The organism is Bosea sp. NBC_00550, assembly GCF_026020075.1.
In the GTDB taxonomy this organism is placed as follows: domain Bacteria; phylum Pseudomonadota; class Alphaproteobacteria; order Rhizobiales; family Beijerinckiaceae; genus Allobosea.
In genome coordinates, this window is record NZ_CP102772.1 from 4303137 (window position 1) to 4321647 (window position 18511).

Annotated in this window: 13 protein-coding genes and 1 pseudogene; 4 read left to right on the plus strand and 10 right to left on the minus strand. The window is 67.8% G+C overall.

Annotated elements, in window-relative coordinates; translation table 11 throughout:
- Window positions 1–112: 112 nt before the first annotated feature.
- Complete coding sequence (locus NWE53_RS20720; protein ID WP_265051240.1) at window positions 113–865, plus strand: hypothetical protein; 753 nt, start codon at window positions 113–115, stop codon at window positions 863–865.
- A 9-nt stretch (window positions 866–874) separates the two neighbouring features.
- On the opposite strand, the gene NWE53_RS20725 is transcribed toward NWE53_RS20720, so the two are convergent.
- The 6 genes from NWE53_RS20725 to NWE53_RS20750 all read right to left on the minus strand — a co-directional run bounded on the left by NWE53_RS20725 (window position 875) and on the right by NWE53_RS20750 (window position 9504).
- On the minus strand, window positions 875–1822 hold the full coding sequence (locus NWE53_RS20725) for a lysylphosphatidylglycerol synthase domain-containing protein (RefSeq protein WP_265051241.1): 948 nt from the start codon (window positions 1820–1822) through the stop codon (window positions 875–877).
- Between the two features lie 185 nt (window positions 1823–2007).
- The gene (locus NWE53_RS20730) at window positions 2008–2433 is read right to left on the minus strand and encodes a GNAT family N-acetyltransferase (protein ID WP_265051242.1); all 426 of its coding nucleotides are present in this window, start codon (window positions 2431–2433) and stop codon (window positions 2008–2010) included.
- Between the two features lie 60 nt (window positions 2434–2493).
- The gene (locus tag NWE53_RS20735; protein ID WP_265051243.1) at window positions 2494–3060 is read right to left on the minus strand and encodes a hypothetical protein; all 567 of its coding nucleotides are present in this window, start codon (window positions 3058–3060) and stop codon (window positions 2494–2496) included.
- A 48-nt stretch (window positions 3061–3108) separates the two neighbouring features.
- The gene (locus tag NWE53_RS20740; protein ID WP_265051244.1) at window positions 3109–4848 is read right to left on the minus strand and encodes an ABC transporter ATP-binding protein/permease; all 1740 of its coding nucleotides are present in this window, start codon (window positions 4846–4848) and stop codon (window positions 3109–3111) included.
- 419 nt (window positions 4849–5267) lie between these two features.
- A complete protein-coding gene (locus NWE53_RS20745) occupies window positions 5268–7553 on the minus strand; it encodes an NADP-dependent malic enzyme (RefSeq protein WP_265051245.1) in 2286 nt (761 codons plus the stop codon).
- A gap of 127 nt (window positions 7554–7680) precedes the next feature.
- The gene (locus NWE53_RS20750) at window positions 7681–9504 is read right to left on the minus strand and encodes a methyl-accepting chemotaxis protein (RefSeq protein ID WP_265051246.1); all 1824 of its coding nucleotides are present in this window, start codon (window positions 9502–9504) and stop codon (window positions 7681–7683) included.
- 104 nt (window positions 9505–9608) lie between these two features.
- Between NWE53_RS20750 and mutS the strand changes: the two genes are divergently transcribed.
- Window positions 9609–12332: a DNA mismatch repair protein MutS gene (mutS, locus tag NWE53_RS20755; protein WP_442864861.1), complete on the plus strand. Its 2724-nt coding sequence runs from the start codon at window positions 9609–9611 to the stop codon at window positions 12330–12332.
- A gap of 9 nt (window positions 12333–12341) precedes the next feature.
- On the opposite strand, the gene NWE53_RS20760 is transcribed toward mutS, so the two are convergent.
- Complete coding sequence (locus NWE53_RS20760) at window positions 12342–13199, minus strand: C40 family peptidase (RefSeq protein WP_265051247.1); 858 nt, start codon at window positions 13197–13199, stop codon at window positions 12342–12344.
- 369 nt (window positions 13200–13568) lie between these two features.
- On the opposite strand from NWE53_RS20760, the pseudogene NWE53_RS20765 reads away from it, so the two are divergent.
- Window positions 13569–14444: pseudogene (locus NWE53_RS20765) on the plus strand (IS110 family RNA-guided transposase); the annotation flags it as partial.
- Window positions 14445–14524: 80 nt separating this feature from the next.
- On the opposite strand, the gene NWE53_RS20770 reads toward NWE53_RS20765, so the two are convergent.
- Both NWE53_RS20770 and NWE53_RS20775 read right to left on the minus strand, forming a co-directional pair.
- Complete coding sequence (locus NWE53_RS20770) at window positions 14525–14878, minus strand: MarR family winged helix-turn-helix transcriptional regulator (RefSeq protein ID WP_265051248.1); 354 nt, start codon at window positions 14876–14878, stop codon at window positions 14525–14527.
- A gap of 80 nt (window positions 14879–14958) precedes the next feature.
- Window positions 14959–16341: a leucyl aminopeptidase family protein gene (locus tag NWE53_RS20775; protein ID WP_265051249.1), complete on the minus strand. Its 1383-nt coding sequence runs from the start codon at window positions 16339–16341 to the stop codon at window positions 14959–14961.
- Between the two features lie 126 nt (window positions 16342–16467).
- On the opposite strand from NWE53_RS20775, the gene NWE53_RS20780 reads away from it, so the two are divergent.
- Window positions 16468–17352, plus strand: coding sequence for a tetratricopeptide repeat protein (locus tag NWE53_RS20780; protein ID WP_265051250.1), 885 nt, complete (start codon window positions 16468–16470; stop codon window positions 17350–17352).
- A gap of 178 nt (window positions 17353–17530) precedes the next feature.
- On the opposite strand, the gene NWE53_RS20785 is transcribed toward NWE53_RS20780, so the two are convergent.
- Window positions 17531–18508 carry a type II secretion system F family protein gene (locus NWE53_RS20785; protein WP_265051251.1) on the minus strand — a complete coding sequence of 326 codons (978 nt, stop codon included), beginning with the start codon at window positions 18506–18508 and terminating at the stop codon, window positions 17531–17533.
- Window positions 18509–18511 lie beyond the last annotated feature (3 nt).

Here is an 18511-nt window from a genome sequence, read left to right on the forward strand (position 1 = left end):
CTGGAGCTCCAGCTTCGCTCTATCCTGCGATAGTGTCGCGACGCTGTCAGGAGCCGATTGCCTGACGCCGGAAGATCGAACTGCTATCCTCGCCGCAGAGCGGGGTGGGAGCATGAACGAATCACAGGCGTTGCGCGGCGTATCCCTCGGTGACGGGCGGATGGCGATCGAAGGGATGTCGGCCCGCTATGTCCAGGGCGCCACCCGCCGTTTTCGGCTGACGGCTTCCGGGCTAAGCTTCGTCGGGGGCTATGACAGCCGCGATGGGCGGATCGAGGACGGCCAGCGCCTCCTGGCCGAGGCTCATGTCGAAGGCGGCGCGCTGCGGCGCGCCGGAGTCGAGGGCGAGGCCGGTGTGATCGGCCTGACCTTGCGTCCGCTATCCACGACCGGAGAGCAGACGCGGCTGCTGCTGCTGCTGGGCTATCGCGAGCAGGACGGCGAAACGCTGCCTTTCGCCGAGGCGTTTCTCGCGCCGGCCGTCTTCGAGGCCCTCAAGGCGGACATGCTGGCGGGGCTCGCTCGGCACATGACTCTCAGCGCCACGACGAACCTCTGGATACGGGAAGACGACCGCGATCTGGCGGAGGCAAGCCCGATCGACTGGCATCTCGCCTCCGGCATCGAGGAAGGTGCCGTGGCTCCGGCCCGCGGCTTCATCGAGAGCATCGAATGGCGGCCGCACGCCTCTCCCGCGCCGAACGACGAGGCGGCCCTCGCGATCCTCCCGGCAGCCGTTCACGACGAGGAGGCGGAGGAGGATTGGCGGGAAAGCAGCGCCGAGCAGCTGCGCAAGATCAACTGGAGCTTCAAGCAGCTCCTGCTGCTGCTCGCCTTCCTGATGATCATCATCGCGGTGAAGTAGCCGTTCGCCTCACGGCTCGTGGCGGCGAATGCGGCGGATGATCTCGTTCAGCGCCAGCAGGGCCAGCGCCAGGATGAAGGGCAGGACGTAGTAGATCACGCGGAAGATCAGCAGCGCACCGAGCACATGCTCGTAGGGGAAGCGGTTGAGCGCGACGAGGATCGTCGCCTCGAACACGCCGAGCCCGCCCGGCGCATGGCTGGCGATGCCGATCAGGCAGGCAAAGATGTAGGCCGCGAGGAAGGTCGGATAGTCGAGGTTGTAACCGCCCGGCAGCAGCACGAACAGCACGGCAGCGGCAGCGCAGACCTCGCAGGCGCCGAGTGCCATCTGGCCGAGCGTGGTGCCAAGCCCCGGCAGGTGCAGGTTCCAGCCCCTGACGCGCAGGGTCCGATCGTCGGTCGCGATCCAACCGAGATAGCCGAGGATGCCGAGCCCGACGGCGCCGCCGACGACCTGGACCACGAGCGGCGAGGTCCGCGCCAGCATCGCGATCGAATCCGCCGAATAGACCAGGCTGGCGCAGAGGATGGCACCGAGGCCGAGCCAGAAGGTCAGCCCGGCGATCACCGTCAGGCTCGCGACCTCGGACGCCCGCACCCCCTTCGGCGAGTAGATCCAGTAGCGCACCGTGCCGCCGGTCACGATCGGGAAGCCGAGCGTGAAGGAGACCGAATAGCTGGTGAAGGAGGCGAGCGCCGTGGTGCGGTAGGGGATCGAGAGCCCGAGCCGTCGCAACGCCAGCGCGTCGTAGCCGGTGAGCAGCAGATAGCTCAGTGCGGTGAAGGCGGCTGCGAGCCCGAGCTGGCGCAGGCTGGCATTGGCGAAGGCGCCGGCGAGTTGGCCCGGCTCCATCTGGCTGATGATGTGCCAGAGCACGACGAGCGAGGCGCCGAAGATGACGATGCTCGCCAGCGGGCCGAGCCACCACCAGCGGCTGCGCTTGCGCAGGGGCATTCCTGGCTCGTGCGGGCCGAACGACATGCGCTCTCTGGGTTGCGCGCCGCTGCCGGGTGCGGCGGCGCGGTGGATTGGCGAGAGGGCGCGGCCGCGCCCCGGTCCGAGAGATAGCGCGTCGGTGGCGATGCACAAGCCGGTGTGGCGAATGAACCCTATGAGGGAACCATCGTGGGTGCTTTGCCCTATGTGGCGCGCCGATACCAGAAGGCATCGGCCACGCGCTCCATGCCGACGCTCTCGTAGAAGCCGGCCGCCTCGGGCACGGATGCCAGCATGAGCGCGACCTGCGGGCCGAGCTGCCGCCGCGTTTCGTCAAGCAGGCCGCGCCCGACGCCCTGCCCCTGCGTGCGAGGGCTCACCGCCAGGTCCGAGAGATAGCAGCACCAGCAGAAATCCGTGACGCAGCGCGCTACGCCGACGAGTTCGCCTTGCGGCCCGTCGAGACGCGCGGTGACGACGAGATCGGCCGCCGACAGCATCGCCTGAAGCCGGGCTTCGTCCTCGATCGGCCGGATCGCGCCGAGACCGGACTCGATGAGCACCTGCCTGAACGCGGCGACCGGGAGGTCCGCTTCGCGGGCGTAGAAGACCCGCCTGGACTGATCCATGACCTTCCTCCCGGCCCTTCGGCGCGGGGCGGACAGTTGTCCGCCCCGCGCGGTGTTGCCTCAAGCCGTCTTGCGGAAGATGCGCAGTGTCTTGAAGCCCGGGAGCTCCTCGACCGGCATCTCGCTGGCCCACTCCGCGATGATCGGTTCCGCCGCGCCATAGGCGAAGGAGCCCTTGTAGAACAGGATGTGGCCGCCCGCGTCAGTCTGCTGCGTGAAGAGATCCATCACCTCGCGGTCGGTCAGCGCGCCATAGGCATCGTTCGCCGCGCTGCGGAATTCGCAGGAATGGAACAGCGTCACGATGTCGAACCGCGGCAGGAGCTTGGCATTGCTGGTGTAGATATCGCCGAAATAGGCGGAGTAACTCTTGGTGACGGTTGGGTTCTCGGTCGCGAGCGCGATGAACGCCTCGTATTCCTTCGGCGCTGCGGTGATCCCGAGCACCGTGTTGTCGAGACGCGGCTCGGCGCAGCGCAGGCCGACATAGTGATGCCCGCCCGTCCCGAAATGGTAGATGCGCTTGCCGCTCAGGCCTTCCGTCTCGAGCCATTCGACCAGATGCACGTCGCAGGGGCACTGCTCGACCTCGAGACCCCAGAAGGCATCCCAGATATTCATCTTCACGGCGGTTCTCCTCGTTGTTGCCGGTGTTTTTTGATCTGCTGCCGCCCGCTACAGGGCTGCGACGGGTTCGGCCGGCCGAGACTCGGCAAAGCCGTCGCGCTCGACGATGCGGGCGACGCCGCCGATCCGGCGCAGCACGATCCGGTGGGTGGCGATCTCGCCGAAGCCGGGCGATTGCCCGAAGGCGACGATCACGGCTTCGGGCAGCGCCGCACGCAATTCGGCAAGCAGGTCGAGCGCCGCCTCGGCTTCGAGGGCATTCGTCGCTTCGTCGAGCAGCACCACCTCGCAGCCGCCGAGCTCGGCACGCGCCAAGGCGAGCCGCTGACGGTCGCCTCTCGTCAAGGCCCTGTTCCAGTCGTCCTCGCCGTCGAGCCGGGAGGTCAGTGTCGCCAGGCCGTAGCGGCGCAGCGCGGCGGCGACATCCGGCGCCGGGCGCGGCCGGTCGCCCTGCAGGAGATGGCGCAGGCTCGTTCGCGGCAGCTGCAGATGCTGGGGCACCACGGCGACGCGGGCGCTGCGGGGCAATGCGATCATCCCTTCCCCCTGCTGCCAGAGACCCGCGATCGCCTGCAGCAGCGTGTTCTTGGCAAAGCCGGCGTCGCCGACGACATGGAGCGTCGCGCCGGCCGGCAACGCGAAATCGATTCCGGCGGCGAGCGGCAGGCCGGTGCCGTCGTGCAAGGTCACGTCCTGGAGACGCAGGACGTGATCCGGAGCGTGCGCGATGACGAGGCTCTGCACCGGCGGGCGGAACTCGATCTCGGCCAGCGCATCGGCCAGTTCATTGACGCGCCGGGCGGCGGCGAGCCACTCCGCGATGCGCATGAAGTTGTCGAGCAGCCAGTTGCAGGCGTTCTGCACGGCGACGAAGGCCGCGGCGACCTGCACGACGCCGCCGAGCGTCATCTCGCCGCCGAGGTATTTCGGCGCCGCCAGCAGCAGCGGCACCACCGGGACGAGCGCGCCGCTGCCATTCGTGATCCAGGTCAGGCGCGCGCGCTGCCGGATCATCGCCAGCCAGCGCCGCACCAGGATCTCGTGGCTGCGCGCGACGGCGTGGCGCTCTCCGGTCTCGGTCCGGGCGAGTGCGATCGCTTCGCCGTGGTCGCGGATGCGCATCAGGGCGAAGCGCAGGCCGGCCTCGCTCTCGTTGCGCGCGGCGATGAGGCCCGGCAGGCGCCGCCCGACGGTCGTCACCAGCGCCGAGACGATCACCGCATAGAGGATGGCGGCCAGGACGAGATAGGCGGGGATCGCGATGCTGCTTTCGCCCCAGGACAGGTTCAGGCTGCCGCCGATCTCCCAAAGGATTTCGATGAAGATCGCGATGGTGATGACGGAGGAAAGCAGGCCGATCGCGAAATCCACCACCGGCTCCGTCGCCCAGCGGACGTCGTCGGCGATGCGGTATTCGGGATTGGCAGGTTCGGTGCCGGTGAGCCCGAGGCGGAAGAAGCGCCGCTCGCCGACCCAGCCATCGGCCAGCCGCGCGGTGAGCCATTGCCGCCAGTGCACCTGGAAGGTCTCGCGCGCCCGCAGGATGACGACGCCGAGCCCCGCCACGACGAAGACGAGCACGGGGAACACGCCCATCGCGACCAGGGCGCTGTGGCCGTCCTTGCGCTCCAATGCGTCGAAGAACCAGCCGTTCCAGCGGTTGATCGTGACATTGGCGAAGACGGACAGGATGATCCCGGCCGCCAGCAGCAACGTCCAGAACCAGGCGCGGCCGGCGCTCTCGCCGCGCCAGAAATGACGCGTCAGGCGGGCGAAACGGATCGCCACCCGCCGGTCTCCGGGCACGGTCGCTCTCTCGCCTGCCATTTCGTCGGGCGTCAGCACGGTTTCGATCGTTCCCCCGGGGCCGGTTTTCCGGTCTCCCACGGTCAGAAGCTGATCGGGCGAAAATGAACTCAGGCTGAACGGAGTCGGTGGGCGGGCTAACCTCGCACTCTGTCGATGTTCGGCGATGGAGATGGCATGGTGAACCACCCGTCATTCCGGGGCGCCGCGAAGCGGCGAGCCCGGAACCCAGAACCCGTGCGGTTTCCCAAAGCCAGCGCCTCACAATGACGCGCATCGTTTCTGGGTTCCGGGCTCAGGCCTTTCGGCCTGCCCCGGAATGACGGCGAAGGAGTCGCGACGACGATGCCGCCTTGTCGGCAGCCTCGAACGGTCCGGCTCAGGTTGTCACATGCCCGGCGTCAGCCGCCGATGTTGAAGGACGCCAGCGCCGCCATGTTGACGATGTCGGAGTCCTTGGCGCCGAGCGGCACGATCTGCACGGGCTTGTCGAGGCCCACGATCAGCGGGCCGATCACGGTCGCGCCGCCGAGTTCCTGCAGCAGCTTGGTCGAGATCGAGGCCGAGTGGAACGCCGGCATCACAAGCACGTTCGCCGGCCCGGAGAGGCGGCAGAACGGGTACTGGCCCATGATCTCGCGGTTGAGCGCGACATCCGCCGCCATCTCGCCGTCATACTCGAAATCGACGCGCTGGTTGTCGAGGATCGCGACGGCCTGGCGCACCTTCTCGGAGCGCTCGCCGGCCGGATGGCCGAAGGTCGAGAAGGCGAGCATCGCGACCTTGGGCTCGTAGCCGAGCCTGCGGGCGACTCCGGCGGCTTCGATCGCGATCTCCGAAAGCTGCTGCGCCGTCGGCATCTCGGTGATCGCGGTGTCGGCGACGAGCACGGTGCGGTCGCGCGAGATCACGATCGAGACGCCGATCAGCCGATGCCCCGGCTTCTCGTCGATGACGCGGCGGACCTCCTCCAGCGCGATCGAATAGTTGCGGGTGACGCCGGTCACCATCGCATCGGCATCGCCGAGCGCCACCATCGCCGCGGCGAAATGGTTGCGGTCCTGGTTGATCAGGCGCTGGCAGTCGCGGAAGAGATAGCCCTGCCGCTGCAGCCGCTCGTAGAGATATTGGGCGTAGGCGGAATTGCGGTGCGAGAGCCGGGCATTCTGCACTGTGATGCCCTTGGCCTCGAGATCGACGCCGAGGAAGGTCGCGGCCTCGTAGATGCGCTCCTCGCGGCCGACGAGAATGGCCTGGCCGAGGCCCTGTCCGACAAAGGACGCCGCCGCGCGGATGACCTGTTCCTCCTCGCCCTCGGCGAAGACGACGCGCTTGGGATAGCGCCGCACGCGCTCGAAGATGCGGTTCAGCGTGCCCGCGATCGGGTCGCGCCGCGCCGAAAGCTGGGCCTTGTAGGCGGCGGTGTCGACGATCGGCTTGCCCGCGACGCCGGATTCCATCGCGGCCTTGGCGACCGCCATCGGCACGACATGGATGAGGCGCGGGTCGAAGGGCACGGGGATGATGTAGTCCTTGCCGTAGCGCGGGCGCGCGCCCTGATAGGCGGCGGCGACCTCGTCGGGCACGTCCTCTCGGGCCAGCGCAGCCAGCGATTCGGCCGCCGCGATCTTCATCTCCATGTTGATCGTGGTCGCCCGCACGTCGAGCGCGCCGCGGAAGATGAAGGGGAAGCCGAGGACGTTGTTGACCTGGTTGGGATAGTCCGAGCGGCCGGTCGCCATGATGGCGTCGTCGCGGATGGCGTGGACCTCCTCGGGCGTGATCTCCGGGTCAGGATTCGCCATGGCGAAGATGATCGGATTAGCCGCCATCGAGGCGACCATCTCCGGGGTCACCGCGCCCTTCTGCGACAGCCCGAAGAAGGCATCGGCGCCGTCAACCGCCTGCGCCAGCGTGCGCCGGTCGGTGATCGCCGCATGGGCCGATTTCCACTGGTTCATGCCCTCGGTGCGGCCCTGGTAGATCACGCCCTTGGTGTCGCAGAGGATCACGTTGTCGGGCTTGAAGCCCATGGCCTTCAGCAATTCGATGCAGGCGATGGCGGCCGCGCCGGCGCCGTTGATGACGAGACGGGTCGACTTGATGTCGCGGCCGGTCAGGTCGAGCGCGTTGATCAGGCCGGCAGCGGCGATGATCGCGGTGCCGTGCTGGTCGTCGTGGAAGACCGGGATGTCCATCAGCTCGCGCAGGCGCTGCTCGATGATGAAGCACTCGGGCGCCTTGATGTCCTCGAGATTGATGCCGCCGAAGGACGGGCCGAGATAGCGCACGGCGTCGATGAACTTGTCCGGATCCTCGGTGTCGACCTCGAGATCGATCGAGTCGACATCGGCGAAGCGCTTGAACAGGACGGACTTGCCCTCCATCACCGGCTTCGAGGCGAGCGCGCCGAGATTGCCGAGGCCGAGGATAGCCGTGCCGTTCGAGATCACCGCGACGAGGTTCGAGCGCGTGGTGTAGTCATAGGCGCGGGACGGGTCCTCGGCGATCGCCAGCACCGGCACCGCCACGCCCGGCGAATAGGCGAGCGAGAGATCCCGCTGCGTCGCCATCGGCTTGGTCGGAACGATTTCCAGCTTGCCCGGCCGCCCCTGCGAGTGGAACAGCAGCGCCTCCTGGTCCGTGAAGGTCGGACGGGGTCTCTTGGTCGTCGGGCGATCGGTCATCGAAGCGTCTTTTCTTGTGCGTTTCCTCGGGGGGAGCTGACCATACGGCGCGGCGCCCGCAGACCACAAGCCGTGACGGCTTCGCGCAACCTTTGCCGAGGAGCGATCCGCCTGACGCCGGCGGCGGCTAGAAGCGGCTGCGCACGCTGCGGACGAAGTCGCCGACATAGCGGTCGAGCGCTTCGGCCTGTTCGTCGACCTTGCGGGCGGCACCTGCCACGCCGACGGCGGCATCGCCGGTGACGCGCACTTCGGCCCCGACGGCGCCGACATTGGTGGTGACGGCATCGGCGCTGAGGGCCACGGCCTGCGCATCCACCGCGATGGTCGAGGCGATGTCGGCCTGGCGGCTGACGACGGAGGCGATTGCCCCCGAGGTCCGCTCGATGGTCGTCATCGTGTCCTCGATATGGGCCACGGCCTCGAAGGCGGTGGCGGCGGCCCCCCGGATATCGGCCAGCGTCGCCGCGATGTCCCGCGTCGCCTTCTGCGTCTGTTCCGCGAGGGTCTTGACCTCGCCTGCCACGACCGCGAAGCCCCGGCCTGCCGCGCCGGCCCGGGCGGCCTCGATCGTGGCGTTCAGCGCCAGCAGGTTCGTCCGGGCTGCGATCTCCTCGATGAAATCGAGAACGGCGCGCACCTTGTCGGCCGCCTCGGTCAGCCCGGCCACGTCGCTTCGCGTGCTGCGGACATAGCTGGCTGCCGCGCGCACCGTCTCGTCGGCATGGCTGGTCTGGCGGGTGAGCTCCCGGATCGAGGCTCCGATCTCCTCCGCCGCGATGGCGACACTGCCGACTCGCCGCGACGCACTCTCCGCTTCCCGGGTCACGCCTTCGGCACGCAAGGTCGTCTTGCTGGCGCTTTCCACCATCTGGGCGGCGGCATCGTGCATGCCCCGCATCGAGGCCCCGACATCGGCGAGCGCCTTGCCGACGGTGCGTTCCAGATCGCCGGCAAGTTCGTCGAGGGCCGTCTTGCGCAGCGTCTCGATCTCGTCGCGCCGGACTTCCAGCGTCTTCTCGGCGGTGGTGTCGAGGAGGATGCCGTCCCAGACCAGGGTGCCGTCGGCGAGCCTGCGCTTGGTCGATTCGCTGCGCAGCCAGACGACGCCGCCGCCCGGCGCATGATAGCGGCCTTCGAAGCGCCAGAGCGCCTCGCCGGCATGCTGCTCGCGTCGCAACTGCTCGAAGCGGGCGCGATCCTCGGGAAAGAGCTTGCCGAGCCAGATTTCGGGGTCGCGTTCGACGTCCTCTTTCGTGATGCCGAGCGCCTTGTCGATGGAAAAGGACGCGAACCGGTATGACAGCATGCCGTCCGGCCGCACGATGCGCTGATACAGCGTGCCGGGCGCGCGCTTGATCAAGGTCCGCAAGCGATAGGCCGTTTCGCGGCGGTCGTTGTCATGGATCACGACGATGCCGGTGAGGATGATGCCGACCGTGCTGACGAGGATCATGGCGGGGACGGCCTCGCGCAGGAAGCGCTCGCCCGCATCGCCGGGAATGAAGGGGGCCGAGGCCAGCAGGCAGACCGCGTCGAGCGAACTCAGCAGGATCATGTCGCGCGCCATCAGAGGGCGCCGGCGCCTGACCAGCCAGATCGAGAAACCGATCCCGATCAGCATGCGCAGCACGATGCCGCTGATGCCGGTTGCCATGCCGACGCCGCCGGTCATGAAGCGCACGGCGACCAGCGGCACGGCGGTCAGCACGGCGGCCCATGGCCCACCGATGGGCCCCGCCAGGATGGCGAAGGTATTGCGCGAATCGATCAGCAGGCCGGGCTGGATCTCGACCGGGTTCGCCATGCTGACGAGCGCGCCGCCTGCGAACAGCAGCCCCACGGCGCAGGGCCGCAGCCAGTCCCGCCCGACGAAGCAGGGCGCGATCACCGTGAGCACCAGCCCTGCAAACAGCAGGAAGAACAGGCTTTGGACGAGATTGATCAGCAAGATGGCGGCCTTCCGCCGGATTCGGCCGATCGACCTTGCTTTCAATTGTTGAAAGCCGTCCTAACGGATGGTCTTGACGCTACTTTTTGCTAGCGTGCCGGCCGATGCGCCACAGCTCTCCCACCGAAGTCGCCGGTTCGACCGTGCCAGCCGCTCCTGCCGAGCGGGTGACGCCGATGATGGCGCAGTACGTCGAGATCAAGGCTGCCAATCCCGATTGCCTGCTGTTCTACAGGATGGGCGATTTCTACGAGCTGTTCTTCCGCGATGCGGAGATCGCCTCGCGTACGCTCGGCATCGTGCTGACCAAGCGTGGCAAGCACCAGGGCGACGACATTCCGATGTGCGGCGTGCCCGTCGAGCGCGCCGACGACTACCTTCAGCGCCTGATCGCCGCCGGCCACCGCGTCGCGGTCTGCGAGCAGACGGAGGACCCGGCCGAGGCGAAGAAGCGCGGCGCCAAGTCGGTGGTGAAGCGCGATGTGGTGCGTCTCGTCACCCCCGGCACCATCACCGAGGAGCGGCTGCTCGAGCCCGGCCGCGCCAGCCTGCTCGTCGCCGTGGCGCGCCGCAAGACCGGCGAGGCGGCGGCGGTCTACGGGCTGGCGGTGATCGACATCTCGACCGGCCGCTTCACCGTGATGGAGACGCCGCAGGAGCGGCTCGCCATCGAGTTCTCGCGATTGGAGCCGCGCGAGATCGTCTGCCCCGACGCGATCCATGACGATCCCGAGCTGAAGGATTTCTGGCGCGAGATCACGATCCCGGTGACGCCGCTGGCACGCGACGGGCTGGATGCCGCCTCTGCCGAGCGCCGCCTCAAGGAGTTCTTCGGCGTCGCCACGCTCGATGCCTTCGGCGCCTTCAGCCGGGCCGAGATCGCGGCTGCGGGCGCCGCACTCGCCTATGTCGAGCGTACCCAGCTCGGCGCGCGGCCGCCGCTATCGGCCCCGGTGCGCGATTCCGGCTCGGCGACGATGCTGATCGACGCCGCGACCCGCGCCAATCTCGAATTGACGCGCACGCTCGGCGGCGAACGCCAGGGCAGCCTGCTCGCCACCATCGACCGCACGGTGACGCCCGGCGGCGCGCGCCTGCTGGCCGAGCGGCTGGCGGGGCCGCTGACCGATCCGGCCGCCATCGCGGCGCGTCATGACGCGGTCGCCCTTCTGGTGACCGACGGGGGCCTTCGCGAGGATCTGCGCCGGGCCCTGGAGAAGGTGCCGGACGTCGCCCGCGCGCTGGCGCGGTTGTCGCTCGACCGTGGCGGCCCGCGCGATCTCGCGGCGCTCGGCGCCGGGCTCGACGCCGCCCGTGCGATCGCCGCCCTGCTGATCCGGCGCGCCGATCTGCCGGAGGAGCTGAATCGGGCCATGCGGGCGCTCGGTGAAAGCGATCCCGATCTTCCCGTCCGGTTAAGCGAGACGCTGGCAGAGGAACTCCCGCTCAACCGCCGCGACGGCCGCTTCGTGCGCGAAGGGCATGATGCCGGTCTCGACGAGCTGCGCCTGCTCCAGGTCGATTCGCGCAAGGTCATCGCCCAGCTTCAGGCGCGTTATGCCGCCGAGACCGGCTGTCGCACGCTGCGCATCAAGCACAACGCCATGCTCGGCTATTTCGTCGAGGTGCCCCAGGCGATGGGCGAGGAGTTCCTGAGGGAGTCCTGGCGCGCGACCTTCGTGCATCGCCAGACCATGTCGGACGCGATGCGGTTCTCCTCGGTCGAGCTCGGCGAGCTCGAAGCGAAGATCGCCTCCGCCGCCGACCGGGCGCTCAAGCTCGAACTCGGTATCTTCTCGCAGCTGACCGAAGCCGTCCTGGCCCAGGCCGAGCCGATCAAGGCCGTTGCCCTGGCGCTGGCCGAGCTCGATGTCGCCGCCGCGCTCGCCGATCTCGCTTCGCGCGAAGGCTGGAGCCGTCCGCATGTCGATGGCGGCGTCGCCTTCACCATCGAGGGCGGCCGCCACCCCGTCGTCGAGGCGGCGCTGAAGCGCGACGGCAAGCCCTTCGTCGCCAACGACACCGAATTGTCGCCGCCCACTGCCGATACCAAAGGTGGCCGCATCTGCCTGATCACCGGCCCGAACATGGCCGGTAAATCGACTTTCCTGCGCCAGAACGCGCTGATTGCCGTTCTCGCCCAGATGGGCTCTTTCGTGCCGGCGACGCAGACCCGTATCGGCGTCGTCGACCGGCTGTTCTCGCGCGTCGGCGCCGCCGACGATCTGGCGCGCGGGCGTTCGACCTTCATGGTGGAGATGGTCGAGACCGCCGCGATCCTGAACCAGGCCGGCCCGCGCGCGCTCGTCATTCTCGACGAGATCGGGCGGGGCACCGCGACCTTCGACGGCCTCTCCATCGCCTGGGCCGCGATCGAGCACCTGCACGAGATCAACCGTTGCCGCAGCCTGTTCGCCACGCACTACCATGAGCTGACGGCGCTCGGAGACCGGCTCGACCGCGTCGCCAACGCGACGGTGCGCGTCACCGAGTGGAAGGGCGAAGTCGTCTTCCTGCACGAGGTCGTGCCGGGCGCGGCCGATCGCTCCTACGGCATCCAGGTCGCCAAGCTCGCCGGCCTGCCACCGGCCGTGGTTGAACGCGCCCGCGCGATCCTCGGCGAGCTCGAGAAGACCGAGCGCGAAAAGCCTGTCGCCTCGCTGGTCGACGACCTGCCGCTCTTCGCCGCGCCGCTGCGACGCCCGGCTCCGGTCGTCACGGAAGACCAGCCCGACGGGCTGCGTGAGACGCTGGCCGGGATCGACCCGGACGAGATGACCCCGCGCGAGGCGCTGGAAGCGCTCTACCGGCTGAAGCGGCTCAGCTGAGGTTCTCGGCTATCCCAGCCGCTTGATGCTGGTGATCGCGCCGAAGCTCTTGTCTCGAATGCGGTCGCGCGCTTCCTTCAGCGGCTCGCGGTGCACGGTCATCGTATAGCCGTTGGCATGCAGGAGAGTGTCCGGGTCGGTCAGGATGCCGACATGGCCCTTCCAGAAGACGAGATCGCCGCGCTGCAGCCCCGACAGGTCTTCGTCGAACGCAACAGCGCGGCCGAGCGCCGCCTCCAGCATGTCGGAGTCACGCGGCGAGGCGACACCCGCCGCCGCGAGCGCGAGCTGCGTCAGTCCGGAGCAGTCGAGCCCCAAGCTGGTCTTGCCGCCCCAGAGATAGGGCACGCCGAGGAAGCGCTCGGCGACTGCGACGAAATCGGGCTCGTGCCGGTCCTGCGGGGTGAGGTGCTTGGCGAAGATATGCCCGCCATCGCCCAGCACGGCGAAATCGCCGTTCATCGCAGCGACGACGACGCCCGCATTCAGCGAGAGCATGGCGAGCGGCGCCAGTTTGATCGAGGGGCCCGGATAGACGAAGGTCCGCAACGCCGTGACGCGATGCGTCGGCGCCGGTTGGTCCGCCCGCAGCGCGTCGTCCGGCAGGTAACCGACATAGCCATCGCCCGCGAGCTGGACCCAGGCCCAGCCTTCCTCCTGCTCATAGACCTCCACGAGTTCGCCGGCGAGCGCCTCGGTGTCGAGCGGCGCGTCCAGGCGCGGCTCGCGCCGGAGCGGCGCTGAAGGCACGATCACGCGCATCGCCTGCGGGTCGACGAAGCGTGGGGCCTCGACCTGCCCGGCCAGATGGCGGGCGGCGAGGTCGGGGCGAAAGGGCGTGATGCGGCGGTCGAGAATCGTGGTCATATCGGCAATCTAGGGTGCTCCTGCTTGTCAGGGAACCACGTCATTCTCGGGCGGAGCGAAGCGTAGACCCGAGAATCTCGGGCAGGATGAGGTTCGAGGAGCGTCCTTTGGCGAGAGATGCTCGGGTCAAGCCCGAGCATTGTCTGTTTGTGATGGGGTATTGAGGTTTTGTTCCGCGTGAGCGGGATGTCTGGTCCGGCTGGCCGGCCGGACCAGACGCGACTCGTCGACCGTCCCGAGCCAGGGCTTTCGCCCGTCGTCATCGAGGTTGCGGGTCGCTTCCCTTGTCACGCTTGGTGAGTTGCCAGGGCCTCTTCGCATGAGCCGAACGCCCGCAGACAATCACAAGCCCTTCGAGGATAGCTCCCGATGCCGGTTTGCACCACGGTCCCTGAACCCTCCCGTTTCCTCGGCTGTGATGTCGGCAAGGCCGGGATCGTCGTCTTCGACAGCCGCGGCGACACCCTCGGCAGTCTCCCTAACGAGGCTTCGGCCCTGGCAGCCTTCGCAGCCGGGCTCGGCCCGGACTGCCTCGTCGTCTGCGAGGCGACGGGCGGCTATGAGGACGCCCTGCTGGCGGCGCTCGTCTCAGCCGGCTGCCCGGCCCATCGCGCCGATGCCCGCAAGGTCAAGGCCTTCATCCGCTCCTATGGGACGCTCGGGAAGAGCGATGCGCTCGATGCCAGGGCGCTTGCCCGCTACGGCGCCGAGCGCCACGCTCGGCTGATCCGCTGGCAGGCGCCCGCCCCGGCACGCGAGCGCCTCCAGGTCCTGGTGCGGACCAGAGCCGATCTCGTCGCCCAGAGAACGGCCTGCACCAACCGGCTCAACGCTCCCGGCATCGAACCGGTCAAAGCCCCGCTCCAGGCCCTGCACGACTGCCTCAAAGCCCAGATCGCCGCCCTGGCGCAAACCATCGCCGAGACCCTGCGCACCATCGCCCGCACCGACAGAAGCGAGCAGGCCTTGCGCTCCATCCGCGGCATCGGAACGACCACCGCCGCCACCCTCATCGCACTCATGCCCGAGCTCGGACGCATCAGCCGGCGCCAGGCCGCCGCACTCGCAGGCCTGGCTCCTCATCCAAACCAGAGCGGCAGTCGAGACGCCTACCGCCCAACCAGAGGCGGCAGGGCCGAAATCAAGGCCGCCCTGTTCATGCCCGCAATGGCCGCCGCAAGGCACGACCCCGCCATGCGCGACGCCTACACACGCCTCATCGCAAACGGAAAAAAGCCAATCGTCGCTCTCACCGCAATCATGCGACGCATCATCGTCATCGCAAATGCCCGCGTCAGAGACCAAAACAGACGGGTAGCTTGCAATCAGCTTCCGCCGATCTCCTTCGCATGCTCGGTCACCAGATCGGCAAGCCTCTCGACCGCGAGTGCACCGGCTACGGTGCGCTGGATCACGACATTACGGCGGTCTGCCTCGTCGCGCTTGCGGGTCAGCAGGCCGAGTTTTCCGAGTGTATCGAGCGCGCGGGTGATCACCGGCTTGGTCACGCCGAGCTGCTTGGCTAGCCCCCGCACCGTATGCGGCGGCAGTTCGAGGTAGACCGTCAGCAGGATCGCGGTCTGGCGCGCCGAGAGATCGGCCTCGCTGTCCCGCACCAGATCGAGATGAACCTGCCGCCACAGTTTGAGCGCCTGCGAAGGCTTGATCTCCAAGGGCATGAAGGCACGGTTCCCGATCGTTACGGGTCCGTATCATTATCCTGTGGCTGCCCCTGTGCAATCGACTTCGCCGATCAGCCTTAACCGCGCGGGTAAAGCTGCTTGACCAGCGCATGGATCAGCCTCGCGCCCTGGCATTCTCCACCCTCGGGACGCCCCGGTTTGGACGAAGGATTCCAAGCGTAGATGTCGAAATGCGCATAGGATTGCGTCTTCTCGACGAAACGGTTGAGGAAGAGCGCCGCCGTGACCGAGCCCGCCATTCCGCCGCTGGAGACATGGTTTACATCGGCGATCTTGGAATCGAGCAGGCCATCGTAAGGGCGCCAGAGCGGCAGCCGCCAGGCCGGGTCGTTCACCGCCATGCCGATCCGCGCGATTTCCGCCGCGAGTCCGTCGTCATGGGTGTAGAACGGCGGCAGCTCCGGCCCGAGCGCGGTGCGCGCCGCGCCGGTCAGCGTGGCGAAATCCACCAGCAGTTCCGGCGTTTCCTCATCGGCGAGCGCAAGTGCATCGGCCAGGATCAGGCGGCCTTCCGCATCGGTGTTGCCGATCTCGACGGAAAGCCCCTTGCGGCTCGACAGCACGTCGCCGGGGCGGAAGGCATTCCCGGAGACGGCGTTCTCGACAGTCGGCACCACCAGCCGTAGCCGCACCGGCAGCTTCGCCAGCATGATCATCCGCGCCGCCGCGATCGCCGCCGCCGCGCCGCCCATATCCTTCTTCATCAGCAGCATCGAGGCATCGGGCTTGAGATTGAGCCCGCCCGTATCGAAGGCGACGCCCTTGCCGACGAGCGTGACCTTGGGATGGGCCGGGTCGCCCCAGACCAGATCGACGAGGCGCGGCGCGCGTGGCGAGGCGCGGCCGACGGCATGGATCATCGGGAAGTTGCGTGCCAGCAGATCATCCCCGACGATGCTCGTGACGCTCGCGCCGCATTCGGCCGAGAGCCCGCGGATCGCCGCTTCGATCTCGCCGGGCCCCAATTCATTGGCCGGTGTGTTGACGAGATCGCGCGCCAACATGGCCGATTCAGCGATCAGGCTGATCTCCTCGCCGTCGACGCCATCGGGCAGTGATAGGCGGGCACGCGGCGGGTTCGGCTTGCGATAGCGCTCGAAGCGATAGCCCTGCAGCAGCCAGCCGAGCGCGGCCAGGGCCACATCGTCGATCTCGCCTTCGAGCGCATAGTCGCCAGCCGGCAGAAGGCTCGAAAGGCGTCCGGGCGCGAAGGGGTCGCGCCGGCGTGCTCCGGTCTCGACACCCAGGACAACGGCAGCGAGCGCGCCCTGCGAATCCGGGAGGACGCAATGCTGGCCGGAGCGGGCCGCAAAGCCTTGCGCCGACGCGAAGTTGCGATGAGCCGGCGAAAGCCGTCCCTGCAGCGCGGGCCATGTCTCGGCGGACACCACATGAACCGGAACGGCAGCGTCGGAGGCGGGGGTAAGAAGAGCGTTCACGGGCCGATCGATCGGTTCTGGGGCAGGGGCTGATGCCGGAATTAAGAATGCATTAGGGTTAACGCTTTATCACCGGAGGACCAGAAGAACCCAGTTCGACGACGTTGTCGCAAGGCGATCCGGCCCATGATTTCAACGAAGCTCGCCTCCGACCAGCCGATCGTCTCCGTCCGGCGCCGCGGCCTCGCGGTCGCAGTCTGTCTCGCCGCGCTCGCCCTGGCGGGCTGTCAGGGCCGCGGCGGCCTCGGAGACGTCACGGGCTCGATCGGACGCAGCCAGGCGAGCCAGCCCCGCACCGCGTCCGACTGGCAGGCCGAGCGCGAGAGCTGGGGGAAGCGCTACGACGCCAATCCGAAGGACCGCAATGCCGCCCTGAATTACGCGCGCGCCCTGCGGGCTCTTGAGCAGAATGCGCAGGCACTGGCCGTGCTCCAGAACGCCGTGCTGGTCTTCCAGGATGACCGCGAGCTGCTCGGCGCCTATGGCCGCTCGCTCGCCGATAACGGCCGATTGAGGGAGGCTGACGACGTGCTGTCCCGCGCCCATTCGCCGGAGCGGCCCGATTGGCGGATACTCTCGGCGCAAGGCACTGTCGCCGATCAACTCGGCGAGCACGAGCGTGCCCAGCAGATCTATCAGGCCGCCCTCAGACTGGCGCCTAACGAGTCGACCGTGATGTCGAATTATGGCTTGTCGCTCGCCCTGTCCCGCAAGTTGCCGGAAGCCGAGCGTGTTCTCACGGAGGCTGCGGCTTCGGAAGGGGCCGATGCGCGGGTGCGCCAGAATCTGGTCCTCGTCCTCGGCCTGCAGGGACGCTTCACCGAAGCCGAGGCGATGGCGCGGCGCGACCAGAGCCCTGCGGAGGCGGCCGCCACGATCGCCTATCTGAAGCGCAGCGTCAGCCAGCAGAACAGCTGGGACCTGCTGAAAGGCGCGAAGGGTCGGGCGCAGCCTGCCGGCAAGTCTCCGCAGGCGCCGAATGGCTCGGCCGATATGGGTGCCCGCGGCTGAAGCCGAGTCGACGAGGCCTACGGCGCCCGTCAGCTCAAGCTACAGAGTGAATTCCGGAAGGCTGGCTCCCAACCTGTTCGCGCAACCGCCGGCACGTTCCACGCGATTAATCTGTCGATTGCGTCCGGGACTTCCGCATAGCGGCGATCTGCGATGACGCGCTATCGCTCGGGCGAAGTCACTTCCAGCCGAAGACCTGCACCAGCGCAGGAAACATGATGATGACGAAGAGCACTGGCAGGAAGAACAGGATCATCGGCACCGTCAGCTTCGGCGGCAGTGAGGCGGCCTTCTTCTCGGCGGCGTTCATGCGCTGATCGCGGCTTTCCTGCGCTAGCGTGCGGAGCGCCGTGCCTAGCGGCGTGCCGTAGCGTTCGGCCTGGATCAATGCCGTCGAGACCGATTTGACGCTTTCGAGCCCGGTCCGCATCGCGAGGTTCTCATAGGCGATTCTGCGGTCGGTCAGGTATGAGAGCTCCGCCGTGCACAGTGCGAATTCCTCGGCCAGCGGCACGGACTGGCTGCCGATCTCACCGGCGACCTTGCGGAAGGCCTGCTCGATCGACATGCCGGACTCCACGCAGATCAGCAGCAGGTCGAGCGCGTCCGGAAAAGCCAGGCGCATCGAGAGCTGTCGCTTGCTGATCTGGTTGGAGAGGAAGATTTCGGGAGCCTTGATGCCGATATAGGCGCCGCCGATCGCGATCCCGATCTTCATGAACAGCGACTGGCCGAAATCATTGATGGCGAAGAGATAGAATAGCGTGAACAAGAAAGCGCCGACCGGGACGGCGAGACGGAAGAACAGGAAGGCGATTTCCGCTTGGGGCCCACGGTAGCCCGCCATGGCGAGTTGCTTCTTGGCACTCTCAGTGCCGAGCCAGTCGCCGAGCTTGAACTGCTCGACGATGCGCCGCATGTAGGCCTTCGGCTCCTGGCGCAGGTTCACCTTTTCGCTCTGGCGGTTGAGGCGCTCACGCTCGCGCGCCCGGATTTTCTCGCGTTCGGTCGCGACATTCTTCATGCGCTTCTGGAGGGTGTTTCCCTCCGTCAGGGGGATCGCGACGGTCAGCACCGTGGCGACGGCCGCGACGGCGGCCAGCAGTGCCAGCATGAATTGCGGATCGACGAGCTTGTCGGCGATTTGCGAGATCATGGA